Annotated in this window: 18 protein-coding genes and 5 tRNA genes; 16 read left to right on the forward strand and 7 right to left on the reverse strand. The window is 36.1% G+C overall.

Features of this window, described 5'->3' with window-relative positions; all coding sequences use genetic code 11:
* The first annotated feature begins 41 nt into the window (after window positions 1–41).
* From HHU12_RS07995 to HHU12_RS08010, 4 genes are all read left to right on the forward strand, one after another.
* On the forward strand, window positions 42–401 hold the full coding sequence (locus HHU12_RS07995; RefSeq protein WP_169656221.1) for an Hpt domain-containing protein: 360 nt from the start codon (window positions 42–44) through the stop codon (window positions 399–401).
* Window positions 394–1,332, forward strand: coding sequence for a tRNA epoxyqueuosine(34) reductase QueG (queG, locus tag HHU12_RS08000; protein WP_169656222.1), 939 nt, complete (start codon window positions 394–396; stop codon window positions 1,330–1,332). The genes HHU12_RS07995 and queG overlap by 8 nt, the downstream gene beginning before the upstream one ends.
* A gap of 457 nt (window positions 1,333–1,789) precedes the next feature.
* Entirely contained in the window at window positions 1,790–3,265 is a 1,476-nt protein-coding gene (locus HHU12_RS08005; RefSeq protein WP_169656223.1) for a BatD family protein, read from the forward strand.
* Window positions 3,266–3,279: 14 nt separating this feature from the next.
* Window positions 3,280–4,098, forward strand: a complete 819-nt coding sequence (locus tag HHU12_RS08010; protein WP_169656224.1) for a hypothetical protein — start codon at window positions 3,280–3,282, stop codon at window positions 4,096–4,098.
* Between the two features lie 81 nt (window positions 4,099–4,179).
* Here the strand turns inward: HHU12_RS08010 and era are convergent, their stop codons facing one another.
* Together era and recQ are read right to left on the reverse strand one after the other, a co-directional pair.
* A complete protein-coding gene (gene era, locus HHU12_RS08015; RefSeq protein ID WP_169656225.1) occupies window positions 4,180–5,073 on the reverse strand; it encodes a GTPase Era in 894 nt (297 codons plus the stop codon).
* A gap of 48 nt (window positions 5,074–5,121) precedes the next feature.
* Window positions 5,122–7,263, reverse strand: a complete 2,142-nt coding sequence (recQ, locus tag HHU12_RS08020; RefSeq protein ID WP_169656226.1) for a DNA helicase RecQ — start codon at window positions 7,261–7,263, stop codon at window positions 5,122–5,124.
* Window positions 7,264–8,086: 823 nt separating this feature from the next.
* On the opposite strand from recQ, the gene HHU12_RS08025 reads away from it, so the two are divergent.
* Together HHU12_RS08025 and HHU12_RS08030 are read left to right on the forward strand one after the other, a co-directional pair.
* Window positions 8,087–8,449 carry a response regulator gene (locus HHU12_RS08025; RefSeq protein ID WP_169656227.1) on the forward strand — a complete coding sequence of 121 codons (363 nt, stop codon included), beginning with the start codon at window positions 8,087–8,089 and terminating at the stop codon, window positions 8,447–8,449.
* A 127-nt stretch (window positions 8,450–8,576) separates the two neighbouring features.
* Window positions 8,577–10,250, forward strand: coding sequence for a tetratricopeptide repeat protein (locus HHU12_RS08030; RefSeq protein ID WP_169656228.1), 1,674 nt, complete (start codon window positions 8,577–8,579; stop codon window positions 10,248–10,250).
* Between the two features lie 18 nt (window positions 10,251–10,268).
* Here the strand turns inward: HHU12_RS08030 and HHU12_RS08035 are convergent, their stop codons facing one another.
* A complete protein-coding gene (locus tag HHU12_RS08035; RefSeq protein WP_044211212.1) occupies window positions 10,269–10,634 on the reverse strand; it encodes a hypothetical protein in 366 nt (121 codons plus the stop codon).
* A 504-nt stretch (window positions 10,635–11,138) separates the two neighbouring features.
* Here HHU12_RS08035 and HHU12_RS08040 point away from each other — a divergent pair.
* The 8 genes from HHU12_RS08040 (at window position 11,139) to nadD (ending at window position 15,362) form a co-directional block, all read left to right on the forward strand.
* A tRNA-Gly gene (locus HHU12_RS08040) sits at window positions 11,139–11,214 on the forward strand.
* A 34-nt stretch (window positions 11,215–11,248) separates the two neighbouring features.
* Window positions 11,249–11,332 (forward strand) — tRNA-Leu (locus HHU12_RS08045).
* A gap of 8 nt (window positions 11,333–11,340) precedes the next feature.
* A tRNA-Gly gene (locus HHU12_RS08050) sits at window positions 11,341–11,413 on the forward strand.
* A 99-nt stretch (window positions 11,414–11,512) separates the two neighbouring features.
* Window positions 11,513–11,596: transfer RNA gene (locus HHU12_RS08055), tRNA-Leu, on the forward strand.
* A gap of 8 nt (window positions 11,597–11,604) precedes the next feature.
* A tRNA-Gly gene (locus HHU12_RS08060) sits at window positions 11,605–11,677 on the forward strand.
* Between the two features lie 255 nt (window positions 11,678–11,932).
* The gene (locus tag HHU12_RS08065) at window positions 11,933–14,029 is read left to right on the forward strand and encodes a peptidylprolyl isomerase (RefSeq protein ID WP_169656229.1); all 2,097 of its coding nucleotides are present in this window, start codon (window positions 11,933–11,935) and stop codon (window positions 14,027–14,029) included.
* A gap of 75 nt (window positions 14,030–14,104) precedes the next feature.
* On the forward strand, window positions 14,105–14,779 hold the full coding sequence (gene mnmD, locus HHU12_RS08070) for a tRNA (5-methylaminomethyl-2-thiouridine)(34)-methyltransferase MnmD (protein ID WP_169656230.1): 675 nt from the start codon (window positions 14,105–14,107) through the stop codon (window positions 14,777–14,779).
* Between the two features lie 10 nt (window positions 14,780–14,789).
* Window positions 14,790–15,362, forward strand: a complete 573-nt coding sequence (gene nadD, locus HHU12_RS08075) for a nicotinate (nicotinamide) nucleotide adenylyltransferase (protein WP_169656231.1) — start codon at window positions 14,790–14,792, stop codon at window positions 15,360–15,362.
* 66 nt (window positions 15,363–15,428) lie between these two features.
* Here nadD and HHU12_RS08080 read toward each other — a convergent pair whose 3' ends face one another.
* From HHU12_RS08080 to HHU12_RS08095, 4 genes are all read right to left on the reverse strand, one after another.
* Complete coding sequence (locus HHU12_RS08080; protein ID WP_169656232.1) at window positions 15,429–15,638, reverse strand: hypothetical protein; 210 nt, start codon at window positions 15,636–15,638, stop codon at window positions 15,429–15,431.
* The gene (locus tag HHU12_RS08085) at window positions 15,635–16,165 is read right to left on the reverse strand and encodes a hypothetical protein (protein WP_169656233.1); all 531 of its coding nucleotides are present in this window, start codon (window positions 16,163–16,165) and stop codon (window positions 15,635–15,637) included. The genes HHU12_RS08080 and HHU12_RS08085 overlap by 4 nt, the downstream gene beginning before the upstream one ends.
* A 257-nt stretch (window positions 16,166–16,422) precedes the next feature.
* Window positions 16,423–16,692, reverse strand: a complete 270-nt coding sequence (locus tag HHU12_RS08090; RefSeq protein WP_169656234.1) for a hypothetical protein — start codon at window positions 16,690–16,692, stop codon at window positions 16,423–16,425.
* A 277-nt stretch (window positions 16,693–16,969) separates the two neighbouring features.
* Window positions 16,970–18,574, reverse strand: a complete 1,605-nt coding sequence (locus HHU12_RS08095; protein WP_062619593.1) for a fumarate hydratase — start codon at window positions 18,572–18,574, stop codon at window positions 16,970–16,972.
* Between the two features lie 451 nt (window positions 18,575–19,025).
* On the opposite strand from HHU12_RS08095, the gene HHU12_RS08100 reads away from it, so the two are divergent.
* Both HHU12_RS08100 and HHU12_RS08105 read left to right on the forward strand, forming a co-directional pair.
* Window positions 19,026–20,831 carry an acyl-CoA dehydrogenase family protein gene (locus HHU12_RS08100; RefSeq protein ID WP_062619594.1) on the forward strand — a complete coding sequence of 602 codons (1,806 nt, stop codon included), beginning with the start codon at window positions 19,026–19,028 and terminating at the stop codon, window positions 20,829–20,831.
* Window positions 20,832–21,199: 368 nt separating this feature from the next.
* Window positions 21,200–21,964 (forward strand): cyclase family protein, encoded by a 765-nt coding sequence (locus HHU12_RS08105; protein WP_169656235.1) that lies wholly within the window; start codon window positions 21,200–21,202, stop codon window positions 21,962–21,964.
* The last annotated feature ends 291 nt before the right edge of the window (window positions 21,965–22,255 follow it).

Consider the following 22,255-nt stretch of genomic DNA (forward strand, 5'->3'; position numbering starts at 1 on the left):
ACTAAAACGGAGTATTAGTCATATCGTAAAAAATATTGACTATGAAACCTAATTTTATTAAAACATACCCTACTATTCCTCTATTAAAGATGAAGGTTTGGGAAGAAATTAAGACCTTTGCACAAGAAGAATATCAGCAACTAGCCATCATAAAATGCTTTAAGAGGGATTTTTATGATTTGATTTCTGAGGCAAGAGGAGGAATTACGGACAATAATACCCCGTTACTTCTTCAGTCGTTACATACTTTAAAAGGTATTGCGGGAACAATAGGTGCTACTAGACTTCAGTTTATTACTAAAGAAGCGGAAGGAATGACACGGATAGACAGTGCTTTTATTGATGAAATAGAGCAATGTGGCAGGGTGTCAATAGATGCATTGAATAATCATTGTGGATAAGGTAAATCAAAAGGAAAAGTATTCAAGACTTATAAAGGAAGAGGCAAAACGCCTTGGTTTTTCAGAATGTGGAATTGCAAAAGCAGGTTTTTTGGAGGAAGAAGCAGATCCTTTGGAAAAATGGCTGAAAGCAGGAATGCATGGGGAAATGGGTTATATGGCCAATCATTTTGATAAGCGACTTGATCCAACTAAGTTGGTAGAAGGAGCAAAATCAGTGGTAATGCTTTCTTATAATTATTTTCCAGCCAAAGATTTAGCACAGGAAGGGAATTTCAAAGTAGCAAAATATGCTTACGGAGAAGATTATCATTATGTGATAAAACGAAAGCTCAAGGACCTTGTAAAGTTTATCAATGCTGAAATTGGTGAAGTGGAAGGGAGAGTGTTTGTAGATTCTGCTCCTGTGATGGAAAGAGCTTGGGCTAAAAAAGCGGGTTTAGGCTGGATTGGGAAGCACAGTTTGCTATTGAATAGACAAATGGGGAGCTTCTTCTTTTTAGCGGAACTGATTATTGATTTAGATCTTCAGGAAGATGCTCCAATCAAAGATTACTGCGGAACGTGTACCCGATGTATTGATGCTTGCCCAACAGATGCAATTCCGGAAAAAGGAATTGTAGATGGAAGTAAATGTATTTCTTATTTGACTATAGAACTAAAAGATCAGATCCCTCAAGAGTTTCAAGGAAAAATGGAAGATTGGATCTTTGGTTGTGATATCTGTCAGGATGTTTGTCCTTGGAATCGATTCTCAAAACCACACAATACACCTGAATTTTCTCCTCATGATCACTTAGGTGAAATGTCTAAAAATGATTGGCAAGAGATTACAGATGAGGTGTTTAAGGAAATTTTTAGAAAGTCAGCTGTAAAAAGAACAAAGCTTGAGGGCTTAAAGAGAAATATTTCTTTTACACAAAAAAAGTGATCACCTTCTGGTTTAGGTGACCACTGTAATAATTTCTTGATTTTTTAATGTGAGTGAGTATGTTTTATTTTAGCCAACTAGTGCATACGAATTAATATGTTTGTTGCACTCATTTTGGATCGTAAAGGCATACTTTGGAAAGTTTGATTTTCCCCATGATCTCAAAGAAAGAACCTCGTTGATCGATAGGATTCCCAAAGATTTGCGTAACTCTTTTAAAAATAAGTGTCTGTCAAATGACACTTTTTTGAGAATTACCTTAGTATATTCAAGCATGATCGGGTACGGTTTTACTTGGTTATCTTGAAAATTAAAAATTTGGTTGAACAATTATTTTGACATCTGCTAATAAGTGTAACGCTAATATAGTGTATAAGTTACATTTTTATTAGTTATAATACATTTTTTTAAACTTTTTTCACATCTTTTCTTCCTTCGAATTATAGATATTTACGGTATGAAAAGATCACTATTGAAATTTTTTACTTTTAAAGGCTCAATACAACAAATTGGGCTTCTTGTACTTTGCTCAATCCTGTTGTCATTTTCTACTTATGCACAAACAGTAAGTATTGCAATCGGTAGAACAGAGATTGGTCAGAATGAAAATTTTGAAATCACTTTAACTGTTAAAAACGGTCGTTTGACCAAGTATTCAGAGTTTCCTGATATTGCAGGATTCAAAAAAGGAAGACCGTCTACATCAAGTCAGACTTCAATTATAAATGGTCAGGTTTCGACACAGCAGAGTGTGGTTCAGATGTATGCACCTACTCAACAAGGTACATTCAAGCTGGCACCTTTTACAATGTCTGTCAATGGAAAATCTGTAAATAGTAATGGAGCAACCATCAAAGTAGGTGCTCCGGTACAAAGACAGGTGTATGATCCTTTTGCAGATTTCTGGGGTGGAGGTTCATCAAGAAACCAACAAAACCAACAATTTATAGATGTAGAAGCAGATGCATTTTTCTCAGTAAGCACTGATAAGAACAGTGTATACAGAGGAGAAGGTTTTAAAATGGACATCTCTTTCTATGTGGCTGTGACGAACAGAGCAGAAATGGATTTTTATAAACTGGATGAGCAAGTGACTGAGATTTTAAAGAAAGTAAAACCTAAAAACTGTTGGGAAGAAAACTTTAATATTGAGTCTGTACATTCAGAATATGTTACTGTAAATGGTAAATCTTACCGTCAGTACAAGATATATGAGGCAATGTTCTATCCTCTGAATACTGAAGATATTGTGATTGAGCCTACAGAGCTTCAGATGATCAAATATCAGGTGGCACAAAGACAGTCTTTCTTTGGCAGAAATAGCAAAGAGACCGTTGAGGTGTTTAAGTCAAGAGGAAGAACAGTAAAGGTGAAGCCACTTCCAGATAGTCAGTTTAAGAGTATTGCGAGTGTGGGGAATTACCGCTTAAAACAAAAGTTGAGCGACACAGAGATTCAAACAGGAGAAAGTGTAACGCTTGAATTTAAAGTGGAAGGTGTAGGTAATATTTCATCAATCCGTGAGCCGGACTTAGTAGAATCAGAAGATTTACTTTTCTACCCTCCGAGTGTATCTCAAAACATTAAGAGAGCCAATGGCAAGGTGGTAGGTTCAAAAGAGTTTGTCTATTATATAGAGCCACAAGAGCCAGGGGAATATAATTTGAAGGATTTTATCAGCCTGACAATTTTCAATACAAGAACAAAGAAATACGAAACGTTATATCCTGAAGGCACAGTGGTGGTAAAAGGAAAGAGTCTTAGAGATGCTAAAATCTCAAAAACAGACCTTGGTTCTTTTTATGACGCTATGAAAAATGCAGATAACACTTTATTATCTATGGATAATACACCGATGATTCAGATTATTTTGAACATCTTTGTACTTATCGCATTGATTATTACAGGCGTGTTACTCTTTAAAAAGTTCTAATTAAAGAAGAAATTATGAAGGGAAATTTCTCTCTATATATATTTAATATAATAATAGCACTGTGTTTTTTCACTTCTTGTGAAAGGTATGTAGATACTTTTCCTCCAGTGATAGAGTTTTTTCTGATCAATGATAATGATGGGAAAAACGGTGAGGTGGATGTTGATACTTTAAGTACTGATCTTGAAATCCGTGCTTTTTTTAGAGACGAGAGCAGTATGCTTTCTTATACCATTTCTTTTGAATATATAGGAGGGGATGATTCACCGGGTTTGAGAGTACCCGCTTATCTAAATCAATTTGATACATTTCCGGTTGCTGGAGCTCAGACAGAAATTTTCAGAACGATAAGAGTGGCTTCAGGTCCAGATTCTGACAATTCAGCAGTAGCGGCAACAGGAGATTATAATGTGCACATGGATGCTAAAGATGTAGCTCTAAATAATGCACAGCGAGCAACGATAGCGATGGAGTTTAGAAACTATACTCCTTTCTATAAATTTTCTGAGATAGAGCAGGATTCTACTACAGCACAAAAGGATGTAACCTTCCCAATCAACTTTATTTTAGGAGATTTGGATAAAAACACGAACTCTCTTTCTATGGAGATGTTCTGGCTTTTGTATGATCCAGATAATATTGAAAACGGAGGAATTACCGATTCATTGATACAAGTGTTCCCAGTAGCGACGCCTACTCCTGGAAATGATTCAATTCCTTATAATGAGTCTTTTGTTTTCCCAGATACTGGTAACTATGAACTAAGGTTTAAAGCGGGAGACGAAAGAAGAAATGAAACAAATGCCAATATTTTCATCCGAGTAGATAACTAGAAAGTATTCCATATAAATAGAAAGACCTCTTACAGTATTTGTCCTGTAAGAGGTCTTTTTTTATTAATAAGGTATCAGAGATTAATCATTCTTATAACCAAACATCTTCAAGCTTTTATCATTCTTTCTCCAGTCTGAATCTACTTTCACATGCGTTTCAAGGAATACTTTTTTCTGAATGAATTTTTCTAATTCTTTTCTTGAATCAGCCCCAACATGTTTCAGTTTAATACCACCTTTGCCAATGATAATACCTTTTTGGCTTTCTCTTTCTACCATAATTGTAGCTTTGATTTTCACCATATCATCACTTTCTTTAAAGCTTTCTACAATCACCTCACAAGAATAAGGTACTTCTTCTTTGTAGTGCATAAAGATTTTTTCTCTGATGATTTCAGAAACAAAGAAACGCATCGGTTTATCCGTCAACTCTTCTTTGTCATAGAAAGCCTCATGTTCAGGAAGTAGATTAAGAATTTCATCTAGAATGGCGGGGACATTAAAGCCATGTAAAGCAGAAACAGGCATAATCACTTTAGGATTAAGCTTTTCTTGCCAGTATGTTACTTTTTTCAAGACATCATCTTGCTTTGCCTGATCAATTTTATTGATAATGACAATGATCGGTGCCTTTGTTTTCTCCAACTTTATAAGAGCATCTTTCTCTTTAAAAGTTTCAAAAATATCTGTTACAAAAAGTACAACATCAGCATCATTCAAAGAGTTGTCCACAAAGTCCATCATAGACTCATGCAATTCGTACTTAGGATTGATAATACCAGGAGTATCTGAATAAACAATCTGATAATCCTCAGAACTCATAATCCCCATAATACGGTGTCGAGTGGTTTGCGCCTTGCTTGTAATAATGGAAAGCCTCTCTCCCACCAACTCATTCATCAACGTTGATTTACCAACATTTGGTTTTCCTACAATACTCACAAAACCTGCTTTGTGCTTTTTCCCTTCACTCATGATAATGTTCTACTTAAATTATATATGTTCAAAGTGTGCAAAAATCCTTTACACACCCACAGTTCTATTAAAATGTGCCATACCAAAATAGATACAGCGGTATGGAAGTTCTCCATTAAAATAATCAAAAATTGCCTTTACTCCTTGATTCGCCCCTACATTTCTGATTGCTTCTGCTACAGCTTCTAGTTGTTCTCCATCTACATATTGGAAAATATCAATATTGTATCCCATCTCATACAAAGAAGCCAAGTGATTTAAAATACTTTCATCTCTTAGCTTTCTTTCTTGAGCGATTTCATGGATAGAAAGACCTTTCTGATACAGTTCATAAGTCAGCAGAAGTGAACTTCCTTTGATTTTAAAGCCTTCTTTAGATTTGGAAATGATATAATGAACAATAGCTCCAATAAATTCATTACCATACTTTCTAAGCTTAGTTTCACCCACACCAGATACTTTGATCATGTCATGCACAGAAATAGGCATTTTCTCTGTCATGTCTTTTAATGTAGCATCACTGAATACAACATAAGGAGGAATGCTGTCTTTATCAGCAATTTTCTTACGAAGCACTCTAAGTGTTTCAAACAAGTCTTGACGCAGTTGTTCCTTCGCTGTCACTTTCTTCGTTGGAGCCTTAGAAGAAGGTGTTTCCTTAAACTGTGAAAGCTTCGCAAAATTAACAGGAAATTTCCCCATTAACACATTCTCACCTGCTTTTGTCACTCTAAAAGTGTTATGATGTTCGTAGGCGATCTCAATTAATCCAAGATTGAGCATCTGCTGTAAATACAATTGCCAGTGATCATAAGAAATATCATGACCAGCACCGTATGTTTTGATTTGATCGAACCCCTGACGAATAAGATCTATTCTTCTAGAACCTCTTAGTATATCAATCAGCATACCAGCAGAAAGAGATTTATTCATTTCCCTTTTGGCTCTGATCACAGCCGACATTGCTTTCTGAGCAATGACAGTTCCATCAAACAGTTCTGGAGGATTTCGGCATACATCACAGTTGCCACAGTCTTTCTCAAGACTTTCTCCAAAGTAACTTAATAAAATACGTCTACGGCAGGTTCTCGTTTCAGAATATTGTTGTATTCTTTCAAGTTTAGAAAGTTGAAGCTGTGACTGTCCACTTTCCCCCACCATATCTCTCAATTGCATTACATCAGCAAATGTGTAGAAAAGCAAAGTATCAGACGGCAACCCGTCTCTACCCGCTCTACCAATTTCCTGATAATAGCCTTCCATATTTTTAGGAAGATTATAGTGAATCACCCATCTCACATTGGGTTTGTCGATTCCCATACCAAAGGCAATAGTAGCACAGATAATAGGAATATCATCTTTGATAAATCCTTCTTGTACTCTAGCCCTTTCATTTGCAGGCATCCCTGCATGATAATATAAAGCGTTATGTCCGGCGTTGCGTAATTTTGTCGCAAGGCTTTCCGTATTTTTTCTCGATAAACAATAAATAATTCCTGACTGATTAGGTCTTTCAGCAAGGAAATGCAAAATTTTCTCTATCCTTTTCTGCCCCGCTTCCACTCTCAGACTTAAGTTGGGTCTGTCAAAAGAAGAAATGAACATTCTTGGATCAGTCATACCCAGCTGTTTTGCGATATCATTTCTAGTGGCTTTGTCTGCTGTAGCTGTCAAAGCAATAAATGATACATCTGGGAAACGCTGTCTTAAAGAAATAAGTTTGGTGTATTCCTGTCTGAAGTCGTGTCCCCATTGAGAAATACAGTGTGCTTCATCAATTGCAATAAAGCTGATGTATACTCTTGATAGGAAATCTAGAAATTGAGAAGTAAGTAGTTTTTCAGGAGAGATATATAGAAGTTTCAACCTTTCATGAATAAGGTCTTCTTCCACCTCCCTCATTTCAGTGTAAGATAACGTACTGTTTAAATAAGCTGCAGGAACACCGTTTGCTTTAAGGTTTTCCACCTGATCTTTCATCAGTGCAATTAAGGGAGAAATTACAATGGCTACTCCTTGAGAAATAATTCCTGGAATCTGATAACAGATTGACTTTCCACCTCCTGTAGGCATTAAGACAACCGTATCTTGTTTTGCAAGCACATTTTGGATAATGTCCTCTTGCATTGGTCTGAATCGGTCATACCCAAAATACTGTTTGAGGGCATGTTGCGCAGTTGAGATATCCATTGAAAAGTTTTTTTGTCAAAATATTTCCGCAAGTTACTATGAACTTGATCGCTATACAAAAAATGTCAGTCTTTAATAATAAGAGTTCTAGATTGATAACAACCCTTTGGAAAATGTAATAATCTGAATGTCTTCAAATATAATTTTTTCAAAAAAGCATCTGATTTCGTGAGTAAAAATATTAAATCCGTAAAAAAAATACCGAAACCGGTTGCGGTGTAGATAATACAATTACTCTACTAAATCTATAGTTTAAAGCATCGAGTGCATAGTGTTTTGATTATAAATTAGATACAAAACAGTATTTTTATTCGAAAAGTTTAAAATAATACGTTGATTATTTGCGAAATAGTTAATATTATAATATGTTTACAGTCAAGAAGTCAACCAAATAAGGAAATGATTGAAAAAATCGCAATTTCCTGTTTGACTTAGTTAAAGGGTGACTTAGTATCATTCTTTAATGAATATATTTCGATGGAAGTTTAAATAATTGAATTGGTTAGAAAGAAGGTGAGTAATGCTCACCTTTTTTTATGCTCAATATTTTGCCCAAGAATTCCCAAAAGTAATTTATCTTTGTACAGCTTAAAGGCTATTAATGAATATTGTATTTAACATTGTTCATAATAGCCGATTTGAATAAAGTCTGACAAATCATAAAGAAAAATCAATTTATAATGTGAAGAACATCTATATTAGAAATCTAATTGAAGCTTTATTGGTTGAAAACTTTGTTTCGATTAGGACGCACAATTGTTTAGCATCAGTCCAATTGATTGGATGTTAAAATGTAAGAATAATTATATTTCATATTCTACTTATGAGTAATTACAAGAATATTTTTGTTATTGATGATGATCCGACAAATAATTTGATTTGTCGTAAAATGATAGAGAAAACAGGATTTGGAGAAAACGTAACCACTTACCTCAACGTACAAGAAGCTGTAGACGCTTGGGAAGAAGTACAGCCTGAGGTGGTGTTTTTAGATATTAATATGCCTCCAAGTACTGGATGGGATTTCTTGGATCAATTGAAAGCTAAAAATATAGAAAACGATAAGGTATATATGCTTTCTGCAGAAGTCACATCAGAAGATAGAAAAAAAGCAACGCAATATGATCAAGTGGCAGGTATCATTATCAAGCCATTAACTCCTGTGAAGTTGGAGGAGATCAAATAATTGTGTCTGAATAGATTTAGACGAAATTTTATAAAAGGTGATAATCTGTAATATACATAAGAGGTGGTGGAAAATAGCAGTTTGGAGTATATGCATGTTATTGCCTTTTTTTTCCTTTGGTCAATCGTTGGAAAAGGACACGTTGACGATCAAGGAACATGAAGTATCAGAAATTCAAGCCGAACTAGATTCTTTACTCCGCAATAATTACCACTTAGAAGCTACTGCATTGGCAGATAGTATATTAGTTCTGGCAAAAGAAACTTATAGCAACACAGATCTGCGGATCGTATTGATTCATAAACGTATTGCTGAGAAATTCGCAGATAACGGTTACTCCAATATTGCATCTCAATACATACAAAGAGCATTGGCAATTTTACGCTCTAACCCTACTCCCGATTATGCCTTTATTGGCGATATGTATATTTATCTAGCCCAGATTTTTAGGCATCATCAGCTCTCCAATATTGCCATCAATTATTATGAACAGGCTTTGGAAGCGTATGAACAAGCAGAAGGAAGGGAGCATTATTTTCGTCTGGTGACGGTTTATATGACATTGGGTACTTTTCATTATGAAATAGAAAATTTTGGTACAGCAAGTTCTTATTATACAAAGGCTTCAAACCTTATTTCTAAAATGGATACACAGTACCGTGCGGATATGGTAGAGATCCTTAACAGGATTGCGAAAGCGCAAACTAGGACTGGAGCTTATAAATTAGCAATCCAGAATTTAAATCAATCCATTCAGATCGCTAAGAAAGTTTTTGGAAAAAATTCTATTGAACTAGCCAATCAATATGAATCACTGGCAGAGGTATACCTTCAGAGAGGTGATTCTCAAGAGGCAAATACATCAGCTGAGAAAGTGGTGAAAATTCTGGTAGGTAACATCGGCACTGCCGAAAGAAGGCAGACCTATGAGAGAAAAATTGCAGATACTTTTTTCTATAAAAGAGAATATGAATTAGCACATCAGTGGTATCAGAAACTTTATGCTGATGCGTTGATAGCCAATCAGGATCTCAATGATTTCACACAGCTGTCGGATTGGTATATTCAAGTGGCTGGTAAATTTGAAAGGGTGAAGGAAGACGCCATAGCTTTGAAAATCTATCAAGAACTATTACAGCAGAATCAGGAAAGGTTTGGTGAGAATAATTTGAAGGCGGCGGAGATGATGCACTTTATTTCAAAATGCTATGTCCGCTTGAATGATTTTCAACAGGCAGAAGACTATACCAATAAAGCTTATGCCATTGAATGGGAAATAGGATCAGAAAAAGACTCTACACAGCTTGCGATCCAGAATATAGATATGGCAGGCTTACTACTGATGAAAGGAGACACAGTGGAGGCAGTGAAGTTATATCAAAATGTGGAAAAACTGGAAGAGAATCGTGAGAGCAGATGGAAGGCAATTGCCTATAATAATTTGTCGATGATTAATTTTCATCAGCAAAAATTCAATGAAGCTTACTATTACAGTGAACTGCTGTTGGGGTATTATAAAGAAAACTATGGCCGTGATTATATCAAGACTATAGGTTGTTATTTATTGATGGGAAATATTATTTATGCCCAGGGAGAAAAAGAAAAAGCCGTAGAAAATTACTACAGCAAGCCTATCCGATTGGCGGCGCAGTTGTTCAGAAAACCCAATGAAGTGAGCTTTCAGGCCAGCAGAAACCTCTCAGACTATTATAAAAATCTAAAAAAAGAAGACCTGTCTCAACGTTACGCTGCTTACGCACGAGAGATACAGGTCGTTATATCTTCGGAAAATACCAATTAAATCAAAACGGAGCTTTGCTTAGCTGTTTTTGATTTCTGATAGTTTCTCATTTAATGTGTCTAAGATGTTACGGAGGTGACGCTCTAGTTCAGCCCAAGCCATTACCGGGTCAACAGAATTGACATCCTCTTTATAGTTAGCACCTACTTCAGCCATAAAACGCTCTAAAGTGTCAAGGTTAAAAGTATGTAGTCTTGTGCTAAACTTGTGTTTAACAGCGCTAAAAAGGTCAGAGTCTTTATCTTCTAAAGCTAATTTTAATTTTGGAAAGTCAGATTCAAATTCATCAATAGAAATTGATAAGAAATCTACATATCCATCTTTGTCCCCTTCGAAAAGAGTATCTGTAAAACTGAAATCCATAGGATAAGTTGATATTGCCATAATATTAGTTCATTTTAAAAATATGAATTCTTTCTAAAAAATTCTAGATTTTAGAATGATAATCATCAAATCCATAAGATCTCGATGAAAATCTAAGGTACACCGCAAAGATAGAGGAGGAAAAACACTCCAATGTATAGTCAACACTTAATAAAAGTAAATCACTAACGATCATTAAAAGTTTATTTAGAATATTTTTTAATGAAATGTTTCAATTCGGTTGCTTTTAGGTTTTTTGTTGAAAGAATGAACCGCAATAATACTTTTTTATGACTAGGAATTGAAGTACTATTTTCAAAAAATCCTTACTTGACTTCTGAATTATGAAGCAAGCACAAGGCGTATTTTAATATCCAAACGATTTTCTTCAATTTTTATCAAAATAAAGGCTATTGAAAATCAGGTCGTTTACATTCATTTTTATCTTTTTTCTTATTTTCTTTTGGAAATATAAAATCTCGCCTTACCTTTGCATCGCTTTAAACGAAAAGCATGAATGAATAAGCGAAAATAGCTCAGCTGGTAGAGCGCAACCTTGCCAAGGTTGAGGTCGCGGGTTCGAACCCCGTTTTTCGCTCCATTTAAAAATTTCATTTGTCAGCAATGGTAGATGAGCCGGGATGGCGGAACTGGTAGACGCGCAAGACTTAAAATCTTGTGAGGGCAACCTCGTGTGGGTTCGATTCCCACTCCTGGTACAAAGTATGCGAAAATAGCTCAGCTGGTAGAGCGCAACCTTGCCAAGGTTGAGGTCGCGGGTTCGAACCCCGTTTTTCGCTCTAAGTGCCAAGTTATTAAATGGCTAAGATATAAGGAAGACTTGACTTCCTTTCAATAAAAACAAGAAAATACTTTCATTTGTCAGCAATGGTAAATGAGCCGGGATGGCGGAACTGGTAGACGCGCAAGACTTAAAATCTTGTGAGGGCAACCTCGTGTGGGTTCGATTCCCACTCCTGGTACAAAGTATGCGAAAATAGCTCAGCTGGTAGAGCGCAACCTTGCCAAGGTTGAGGTCGCGGGTTCGAACCCCGTTTTTCGCTCTAAAAAGCCTAACAGAATTTCTGTTAGGCTTTTTTTTATGTCTTTTTTGGTGTTATCCTTACATTTTTTTGTATTTAATGGTGCTGAATGCTTTAAACTTCTTACATTTGCATGTTTTTAATATCACTTAGTGACTTCGGACTAATTTTCAAGTGAGACGGTCAAATGGCGGAGTGTTTGGAAATTAGGGCGTAAAAACATTAAGATTTAAATACGAACAGATTCATATATAAAGCATTTTTTTTTAGTTTATCATGGCAATAATTACGAAGATCCGAGAGAAGTCTGGCGTTGCAGTTGGATTGATCGCAATAGGTCTGATTTTATTTATGGTGGGGGGAGACTTAATGTCACCTAACTCAAGATTATTAGGAAGCAACAAACAAATTGTTGGGGTTATCGGCGGAGAAGAAGTTGAATTGAGACAATTCAGTGAAATCGTCGATGGCATAAAAAGCAATTACCCTACACCTCCAAACGAGCAACAAATGCAAGGTGTTCGTCAAATGGCTTGGAACGAGTTGATCTATCGTGTTGCTTATGGTCAACAAATGGAAGAACTTGGTATTTCTATTTCTGCAGAAGAATTAGATGATATCATTTCTGGTAACAACATCGCTCCAGAATTCGGTCAGTACTTCAGAGATTCAACTGGTGAAGTAAGCAGAGAGAATATCAAAATGTACCTTGCTTCATTAAAGCAACAAGGTCCTAGTTCTCCTCAGTACCAACAATTCTTAAGCTTCGAGCAGCAATTGAAAACTTCTCGTACTAGAATCAAATACGAAAATCTTATTTCAAGAACTTACTTTGCTTCTGACTTGGAAGGAAAGAAAGAATATGAAAAACAAAACGATAAAGTTGAAATCGCTTACTTAAACGTACCTTTCTACAGCGTTCCAGATTCAGCAGTAAACACTACTGATGCAGATGCAAAAGCATACTACAACGCCAACAAAGAAGAGTTTAAGCGTGATGCCAACAGAGGTATTGAGTTTGTAAGTTTCCAAGTGAAAGCATCAGATGCTGACAAGAAAAACTTAGAGGCAGATATGCAAGACCTTGCTAGAGCATTTGAAAGAACTTCAAATGACACTGCATTTGTTGATGCGAACACTGAAGGAGCTACTAAGTTCTTATCAGCAAACATGACAGGTCTTCCTACAGTTTTAGATGCAAACGCATTAGAAGAAGGAAAAGTTTATGGTCCTTTCTTCGCTGCAGGTGCTTACAGAGACTACAAAGTATTAGGTACTTCAGAAGATACAGTTTACTCTGCTAGAGCTTCACATATCTTATTCAAAAACGATAAGGATGATGCTAAAGCAAAGAAAGAAGCATTAGCTACTTTAAGAAAAATCCAAGGTGGTGAAAACTTCGAAGAATTAGCGAAGAAAGTAGGTGACGCAGCTCCTACTACTAAATCAAGAGGTGGTGACTTGCAGTGGTTCTCAGAAGGACGTATGGTTCCTGAGTTCGACAAGGCAGTATTCTCAGCTAGAAAAGCTGGTTTGATCTCAAGATTAGTAAAAACTTCTTTCGGTTACCATATCATCAAAGTAACTGAAACGAAAACGAAAAAGCAGTTTGAATTAGCAGTAGTAGAGAAGAAATTATCTGCTTCAGATGCTACAATCAACGAAGCTTACCGTAAGGCATCAGTATTTGCTGCTTCAGCAAAAGGTGGTAGAAAAGCATTTGAAGAGTTAGCGGAAGAGCAAAAGATCTTCATCGAGCAAGCTTTAACAATCGCTCCTACTGCAACTTTCATCAACAGCTTAAGAGGTAACTCTGTAAGACAAGTGATCCGTTGGGCATACACTGAGGCTAGCATTGATGAAGTATCAGAAGTATTTGACTTAGACGACCGTTTTGTTGTTGCTACGTTGATGACTTCACGTGAAGAAGGTATTGCTGACTTTGATGAAGTGAAAAACGAGGCAATGGTTGAGGCGAAGAAAGCAAAGAAAGCTGAATTCATCACAACTAAATTAGCTGGTTTATCAGGTTCTATCGAGGACATGAGAAAAGCTTACGGAAACGGTGCTAAAGCGGATATCGCTTCAGATCTTTCTTTAAATGATGTATCTATCCAAGGTATTGGTATTGCTCCAAAAACAATTGGTACTGCATTTGGTTTAAAAGAAGGAGAAGTTTCTGCTCCAATCGTTGACGAGAACAGCGTAGTAGTAATCAAAGTAAGAAAAGCAGACAAAGCTTTAGAAACTGCTGACTACTCAATCTACCAAACTCAAGTAGAAAACAGATACAACAGATCTGCTAACTACAACATCTTGGAGGCTGTAAAAGAGCTTTCAGAGGTAAAAGACGAGCGTTACAAGTTCTTCTAGGAACTTTCAACATATAATAAAAGAGACTGCCTCAAAAGGGTGGTCTCTTTTTGTATAAAACGAAAAGTACAATCAATGGGAAATATCAAGATTATAGAAACAAGCGACGGTTCAAGTTCTTTGTTCAATGAACAGCTGAATGAAACGTATCATTCGAATCATGGTGCATTGACAGAATCAAGATATGTATTTATCAAATCAGGTTGGGAAGATGTGAAGGACGGAAAAGATAAAACGTCTATTCTTGAAGTGGGTATGGGCACTGGGTTAAATGTGATCCTAATGATAGAGCAAGCCTTGAAAAATCCTGATCATACCTTTTCCATGATTACCTTAGAGCCTTTTCCTTTAAAGGAAGAGTTGATTGAAGGCTTAAATTATACTGATCTTTTAGAAGATGAGTTGACGTCTTATTTCAAAACAGTGCATTCTTGTGAATGGGAGAAGGGAATTGCTATTTTACCTAATTTCACCCTTACGAAAAAGAAAGCAACCTTGCAGGAATTTGAAGCGGAAGAGAATACATTTGATGTGATTTTCTTTGATGCCTTTGCTCCAAACAAACAACCTGAGGTGTGGTATGTAGAGAATCTTACAAAATGCTTTGCAGTGAATAAAAAGGATGGCTTGTTTGTGACGTATTGTGCCAAAGGGCAGCTTCGTAGAGATTTGGTGAGTGTAGGTTATGAAGTAGAGCGTTACCCAGGCCCTCCAGGTAAGCGTGAGATGTTGAGAGGTTGGAAGAAATAATAATTAAAGAATGAAGACAGGATTATTTTTTGGTTCATTTAACCCCATTCATATTGGGCACCTGATACTTGCCAATGCCATGATTCAAAGTGGTGAGGTGGACGAAGTTTGGTTTGTAGTTTCTCCTCATAACCCTTTTAAAAAAAGAGGATCATTGCTTCACGAATTTGACCGTTTAGATATGGTCAACGCCGCCATTCAAGATAATTACAAGTTTAGAGCATCAGATATTGAGTTTAGAATGCCTAAGCCGAGTTATACTGTGGATACACTGGTTTATCTTCAAGAAAAGAATCCGAAACATTCTTTTAAAGTGATTGTAGGAGAAGATAATCTCGCTGGTTTTAAAAAGTGGAAAAACCACGAAATTATCTTAGAAGATTATGGCCTGTTGGTTTACCCAAGACCACATGCAAAGCCTTCTGATTTAAAAGATCACAAGAATGTGAAAATGATCAATGCTCCTATGGTGGATATTTCTGCTACTTATATCAGAAGCTGTGTCAAAGAAGATAAGGACTTTAGGTATATGGTTCCTGAAGGGGTGAGAACCTTGATTCAGAGTAAAGGATATTATAAATAAAAGATGAAGGCTTAATAGATAAAAATCTACTAAGCCTTCTTTGATTGAAGTTTAAAGATGAATGTATTAGAATCTAAAATTGATATTGATGCCTGTATAAATGTCAAATAATGGTTCTCCTCTTAGTTTCCTTTCATAAAAGCCAGAAAGACGATAGTTATTGCCTAAATCAATGCCTCCTTCTATTTTATAATAGATTACAAAGTCATCAAAGTTCCAAACCCACCTATTGTCTATAGCTACATTAATCCATTTGTCATCATACTGGTATTTCACTGAAGGTTCAAAACGAACAACGCTGGAGCAACAGTATTTTCTACAGCTTGAATTGTCGGTATATATGCTCTCCATTGATTAGAAAAAGTGAGGTGATTCCCCATTAATTTCCATCCGTATTGGATCATTGGCTCTAATGTATAATGACCAAATAACCCTGATAAGTCAGAATTACCTGTTGGTAAATGCATTTTCATTGTAGCGTTTAAGCCTAGAAAATCTTTGCTATTGGAAGGAATAATAGATCTTGTGTATGAGATATTCATGTCTCCTGGAGAATATATTTTTCGTCCTTCTTCCGTGTATTGCGTTTCTATTAATTCTACAATCAAGTGACTATTGTCTTTAAAAGTAATTCCTCCTTTTAAAAGAAAATAAGTGGCTTGATGCATCGAGTTGAAGTTATAGTATTCTTTGTGAAGGCTGATAGAAGTGAGCCTTGTTTTTGAAGGAGACGTGTCTTGTCCAAAAACAGTGAATACTGAAAATAGTAAGAATAGTATGCCAAGAGAAATACGATGACTCATAACAAGGGAATGTAAATTGTAGAAATAAAAAAAGGGGATGTGCACCATGACTGAAGTCATGGGCAAGTGATACTGACTCCACCAACACTAAAGTATTATCTTCATTTTCAACCTTCAAGACTTCAGTCTTGGATAGGTTGCTGTATTACCTGCCCATAGTTTTAACTACGGTGCACTTAACACTCAATGACTTTATTCCAAATACTTAAATGGATGAATTGACGATCCTCTCAATAAAGTTGAAAATGCTTTTGGTATTATATATAGGTTAATAAAGGAGAGTGAATTAAAAAATATAGAGATAGATAGTCTTCTTGCTGTTCGATACTTCTTGTCAAAACCATATCATCATAGATGATAAACTTCTCCTCTTGAAAAATTAAACCATCACCAAATTCATTTTTCTGAATAAAACCACTTCCATACTTTGAAGGAAAATAGAATCGATCATTATCAATAGACGCTTCCATCTGCTGACTTAGTTCTTCTAATAAGTTGAGGATAGAATTGATTTTGATATTTCTCATATTAAGTTTATTGGTGATGTGATTACTATTAAGTAAAAAGTTTCCTCAAAATAAAAAAATCCCTTACAGCATACACTGCAAGGGATCTTTATATATGAAATCTATTTTATCAGTTGTACAATTAAAATCGGAATTTTTGAATTTTCTTTTTTAGCCTACTCTTCGTTAGAATATCATCACGTAACTATGGCTATGTTCTTCTATTCTGCCTCGATTAGACTAAAAAATAATTAACCAATTTATCCCAATTTCAAATGTACAACTGCTTGATTCAGAATTATAATTCTGCGAAGAAGTCATTTCCTTTGTCGTCAACGATGATGAAGGCTGGGAAGTTTTCGATTTCGATCTTACGAACCGCTTCCATTCCTAAATCTTCAAAGTCAACTAACTCCACAGATTTGATGTTCTCTTTTGCAAGAATTGCTGCAGGACCACCAATTGAACCTAAGTAGAATCCACCGTGCTCGTTACAAGCGTCTGTTACTTGTTGTGAACGGTTACCTTTTGCCAACATGATCATTGAACCACGTTTTGCTTGGAAAGGTCCTACATAAGGGTCCATTCTACCGGCAGTAGTTGGTCCGAATGAACCTGAAGGCATTCCTTCTGGCGTTTTCGCAGGACCAGCATAGTAGATTGGGTGATTCTTGAAGTACTCTGGCATCTCCTCACCGTTGTCCAACATTTCTTTGATACGTGCGTGAGCGATATCACGAGCTACGATCAATGTACCTTTTAAGTTCAAACGAGTTTTGATAGGGTATTTCGTCAATTCAGCTAATACCTCATCCATTGGACGGTTCAAGTCGATTTCAACTGGGTTGTCCATTTGTGATTCTTCAGTAGGAATCAAACGACGTGGATCTTTTTCTAACTCTTCTAACCAGATACCATCTTCGTTGATTTTCGCTTTGATGTTACGGTCAGCTGAACAAGAAACACCAATACCTACTGGGCAAGATGCAGCATGACGAGGTAAACGGATTACTTTCACATCGTGCGTGAAGTATTTACCACCGAACTGAGCACCGATTAAGCTCTCTTGACAGATCTTTTGGATTTTTTCTTCCCACTCTACATCACGGAACGCTTGACCGCCCATGTTACCTTCAGTTGGCAAGTGGTCATAGTAACCTGCAGATGCTTTCTTCACTGTAGCCATGTTTGCTTCAGCAGAAGTACCGCCTACTACAAATGCTAAGTGATAAGGAGGACAAGCCGCAGTACCAATTGATTTTAATTTTTCCTTTACAAAAGCAGTCAAACTTTCTTCGTTCAATAACGCTTTAGTTTGTTGGTAAAGGAAAGTTTTGTTGGCAGATCCACCACCTTTTGCCATAAACAAGAACTCATAAGAGTTACCTTGATCTGAGTAAATGTCGATTTGAGCAGGAAGGTTAGTACCTGTGTTTTTCTCCTCAGTCATTGTCAAAGGAACAACTTGAGAATAACGAAGGTTTCTTTCCTTGTATGTTTCATAGATACCACGCGATAACGCTTCAGCATCATTTGAACCTGTAATTACGCCTTCACCTTTTTTACCCATTACAATAGCAGTACCTGTATCCTGGCAAGAAGGTAATTGTCCTTCCGCTGCTACAGCTGCATTTTCTAACAATGTACGAGCAACAAAACGATCGTTATCAGAAGCTTCTGGGTCGTCTAAGATTTTAGCTACTTTTTCTAAGTGTGCTGTACGAAGGTAGAAAGATACATCCGCCATTGCTTCTTGAGAAAGTAGTTCAAGACCTTTAGGGTCTACTTTCAAAAACTTACGTCCGTCTACTTCAATTGTAGAAACATAATCTTTGGTTAATAATCTATACTTTGTAGTGTCGTCCTTTATCGGGAAAGGCTTCTGATAAAAAAAATCGCTCATTGTTTGTTCATTTATTGTTTCCTATAAACAGTCAAAAGTGTTGATTAGTAATTGAATGCATTAATTCTAACCTCCTCAATACTTCAACTGCGCAAAAATACAATGCAAACATGAGTACATAAGTGAGATATGTCATAATTGTAAATACATTTTAATGATTCTTATAAAAAAGTGTGTTGAGCTACTTCATTTTCACCCAAAAACACCTTTTTCAGAAAAATAAGCGTTAAAATCACATTTTTTTCTACTTTTTGTTATGCTTGCATAATAATTTTCATATATTTGAAAATGAATGTTATGCAAGCATACGTTTTTAAGTGAATGGTTGTTTTTGTAATACATTCATCATTGCAGAATAATTAAGATACACACATCCAATAAACAATACATGAATAAACACGAGTAGTTTATTCTCATCCAAAATAACAACACACAAAATTTATACAGATCAATGAATACTGTAACCAATAAAAAAGCAATTAAAGGCGGTGAGTTTTTGATCCGCGAGACAGAGGCGAATGAGATTTTTACGCCAGAAGAATTTTCAGAAGAGCAGGTGATGATGGCACAAGCCACGAAAGATTTTATCGATCAGGAAATCACACCAAAAGCCAAAGAAATTGATGGACATAACTGGGAATTAGTAGAACAAATTTTTGCCAAAGCTGGTGACTTAGGATTATTAGGTATTTCTGTTCCTGAAGACATGGGTGGCTTAGGAATGAGCTTTAATACTTCTATGTTAATTGCAGATGTATTTGGTGAAGCAGGTTCATTTTCAACAACTTATGGTGCACATACAGGTATTGGTACTTTGCCAATCCTTTATTATGGTACACAAGAGCAAAAAGAAAAATATCTTCCAAAATTAGCAACAGGCGAATGGGCAGCCGCTTATGCACTGACAGAACCTGATGCAGGATCTGATGCTAATTCTGGTAAAACAAAAGCAGTATTAACTGACGATGGAAAACACTACCTATTGACAGGTCAAAAAATGTGGATTTCCAATGCAGGTTTTGCTGACTTATTTATTGTTTTCGCAAAAATCGAAGACGATAAAAACCACACAGCATTTATTGTAGAGAAGTCATTCGGTAACATTACGATGAACGAAGAGGAAGAGAAGCTTGGTATTAAAGGTTCTTCTACTCGTCAAGTATTCTTCAATGATACTGCAGTGCCTGTTGAAAACATGCTTTCTGAAAGAGGTAATGGATTTAAGATTGCCGTTAACATCTTGAACATCGGTAGAGCGAAGTTAGGTGCTGGTGTGTTAGGTGGTTGTCGTGCAGTGATCGATCACTCTATCAGATATTCTAAAGAGCGTAAGCAGTTCAAACAGCCTATCGCAAACTTTGGAGCAATTAAGCAAAAATTAGCTCAGATGGCTACTAAGACTTATGTAATTGAGTCGATGTGCTACAGAGCTGGACAAAATATAGAAGACCATACTGAAGAATTATTATCAAGCGGTATGGATGAAGCAAAAGCGAAACTGAAAGGTGTAGAGCAATTCGCTATCGAGTGTGCTATCCTTAAAGTCTTCGGTTCTGAAACATTGGATTTTGTAGTAGATGAAGGTGTTCAGGTCTATGGTGGTATGGGCTTCTCAGCAGATGCACCAATGGAAAGAGCGTACCGTGATGCACGTATCTCAAGAATTTATGAAGGTACGAACGAAATCAACCGTATGCTTTTAGTAGGAATGATGATCAAGCGTGCCATGAAAGGTGAATTGGACATCGTGTCACCTGCAATGGACGTTGCAAAAGAGCTGACTTCAGTTCCATCATTTGAAACAATAGATGCTTCAGTGTTATTCAACATTGAAAAAGATATTTTGAAGCGTTTGAAAAAAGCAGCCTTAATGGTAGCAGGTAGAGCGGTTCAAGTATTTGAAGCAAAAATCAACGATGAGCAAGAAATTCTGATGAATGTTGCTGACATGTTGATTCAGATTTATGCAGCAGAATCAGCAATGCTTCGTACCGAAAAGATGGTAGAAGAAAAAGGTGAGGAAGCTTGCAAAGAGCAAATCAATATTTCAAAAGTGTTTATTCGTGAGGCGGCAGAGCAAATTGCTACTTCAGGTAGAGAAGCAATTGCAGGTATTGCCAAAGGCGATGAGCAAAAAGTAATGTTGATGGGCTTGAAACGTTTCACAAAGTATGAATTAGAAAACGTACACGTGTTGCGTAGAGAGTTAGCGGATACTCTGATAGAGAAGGATACTTATCCTTTCTTTGTCATCTAATTAATAGAAAATAATATATAAGTACAAATTCAAAATTATCTCATACTAATTCTATTTATTGTTTTGCGATTACTTCCTTCAAAAAACTTTTAATAGAACCACTATTAATACGTTTTTTAGCGTTGTACTCACAAAAAATAAATTAAAATTAACTATGATTTATTTTTGATTTAGTACTTAAGAAATTTGTCTTGCCCTATATCGAGTGAGGGCAGGATTAAATAGGACGATTAAATACTTGGTTACATGAAAGAAAAAGCCAACCTGTTTCGGGTTGGCTTTTTTTAATGACTTAGTACTTACTTCTCAAAAAAAATACTTAACATTAAACATCAAATTTTTTCCCAAACTTAAACTAATATTCAGCTATGAAAATTATTGATCTCTCAAAACCAATTCAATTCAACAAAAAAGACCCATGGTTTATGCGTGTCAAAATCAAGCACAAACCACATCGCAAGGCAAAATGGCTGATCCGTCTTTTTGGTCTTCCTTTTAAATTATTTCCAAAAGGATTTGAAGGATGGGCAGATGATACCATCGAAAAAATGGGTGTTCACTCTACCACTCATATTGATGCCCCTTGGCACTACTCTCCTACTGTGGCGGGGCAAAAAGCGAAAACCATTGATGAAGTTCCATTAGATTGGTGTTATGGTGAAGGGTTGGTGATTGATATGAAACACAAACTAGACTTTGAACCTATTACTCAAAAGGATATAGAAACTTTTCTTTCCGAAAATAACCTTGAGTTAAAACAAGGAATGATCGTGTTGATTAAAACAGGTCGTGATAAGTTCAATGGTACGGAAGATTTCCATAAAGTGGGAACAGGAATGAGTGCCGAAGCGACTCACTTTTTAATTGATCAAGGCATCAAAGTGATGGGAATTGATGCATGGGGTTGGGACTTGCCATTACCTTATTTGGTAAAACAAGCGAAAGAAACTGGAGATAAAGAGTTGTTCTGGAATGCTCACCTTGTTGGTCAGGAAAAAGAGTATTGTCATATGGAGCAATTAGTGAATCTTGACGCATTGCCTTATTCAGGTTTTAAGGTAGCTGTTTTTCCATTGAAAATTGTAGGAGCATCTGCCGCGCCAGCGAGAGTAGTAGCGATGATGGACAACTAGATTGAGTGAAGAATGAAGAATAAATGGATCTTGTAGTGATTCGTAATCCACTATTATAGCTATATATTTTTCATTCAAAATATTCATTTTCTTTAGATATAACTTTTAAAAAGGAGCCTTAGATAGCAATAGATTTAGTGCTGGTTTTATACAGTGTTAAGTTGTGAATTTAGCTACTACGAGGCTCTTTTTTATGCCTAAATTTTTAAGATAATTCATTTTTCATCTCATTTTTATGGAAAAAAGATTTGTTTTTATTGTTGTTGACTAGAAATAGAGTGGATACATTGT

This window comes from Flammeovirga aprica JL-4 (genome assembly GCF_012844305.1).
Classification (GTDB): domain Bacteria; phylum Bacteroidota; class Bacteroidia; order Cytophagales; family Flammeovirgaceae; genus Flammeovirga; species Flammeovirga aprica.

Excerpts from the sequence above, each read along its gene's own strand:
- HHU12_RS07995 (WP_169656221.1), top strand. The coding sequence starts at position 42 with ATGAAACCTAATTTTATTAAAACATACCCTACTATTCCTCTATTAAAG.
- HHU12_RS08005 (WP_169656223.1), top strand. The coding sequence starts at position 1,790 with ATGAAAAGATCACTATTGAAATTTTTTACTTTTAAAGGCTCAATACAA.
- HHU12_RS08010 (WP_169656224.1), top strand. The coding sequence starts at position 3,280 with ATGAAGGGAAATTTCTCTCTATATATATTTAATATAATAATAGCACTG.
- era (WP_169656225.1), bottom strand. The coding sequence starts at position 5,073 with ATGAGTGAAGGGAAAAAGCACAAAGCAGGTTTTGTGAGTATTGTAGGA.
- recQ (WP_169656226.1), bottom strand. The coding sequence starts at position 7,263 with ATGGATATCTCAACTGCGCAACATGCCCTCAAACAGTATTTTGGGTAT.
- HHU12_RS08025 (WP_169656227.1), top strand. The coding sequence starts at position 8,087 with ATGAGTAATTACAAGAATATTTTTGTTATTGATGATGATCCGACAAAT.
- HHU12_RS08035 (WP_044211212.1), bottom strand. The coding sequence starts at position 10,634 with ATGGCAATATCAACTTATCCTATGGATTTCAGTTTTACAGATACTCTT.
- HHU12_RS08065 (WP_169656229.1), top strand. The coding sequence starts at position 11,933 with ATGGCAATAATTACGAAGATCCGAGAGAAGTCTGGCGTTGCAGTTGGA.
- mnmD (WP_169656230.1), top strand. The coding sequence starts at position 14,105 with ATGGGAAATATCAAGATTATAGAAACAAGCGACGGTTCAAGTTCTTTG.
- nadD (WP_169656231.1), top strand. The coding sequence starts at position 14,790 with ATGAAGACAGGATTATTTTTTGGTTCATTTAACCCCATTCATATTGGG.
- HHU12_RS08085 (WP_169656233.1), bottom strand. The coding sequence starts at position 16,165 with ATGAGTCATCGTATTTCTCTTGGCATACTATTCTTACTATTTTCAGTA.
- HHU12_RS08090 (WP_169656234.1), bottom strand. The coding sequence starts at position 16,692 with ATGAGAAATATCAAAATCAATTCTATCCTCAACTTATTAGAAGAACTA.
- HHU12_RS08095 (WP_062619593.1), bottom strand. The coding sequence starts at position 18,574 with ATGAGCGATTTTTTTTATCAGAAGCCTTTCCCGATAAAGGACGACACT.
- HHU12_RS08100 (WP_062619594.1), top strand. The coding sequence starts at position 19,026 with ATGAATACTGTAACCAATAAAAAAGCAATTAAAGGCGGTGAGTTTTTG.
- HHU12_RS08105 (WP_169656235.1), top strand. The coding sequence starts at position 21,200 with ATGAAAATTATTGATCTCTCAAAACCAATTCAATTCAACAAAAAAGAC.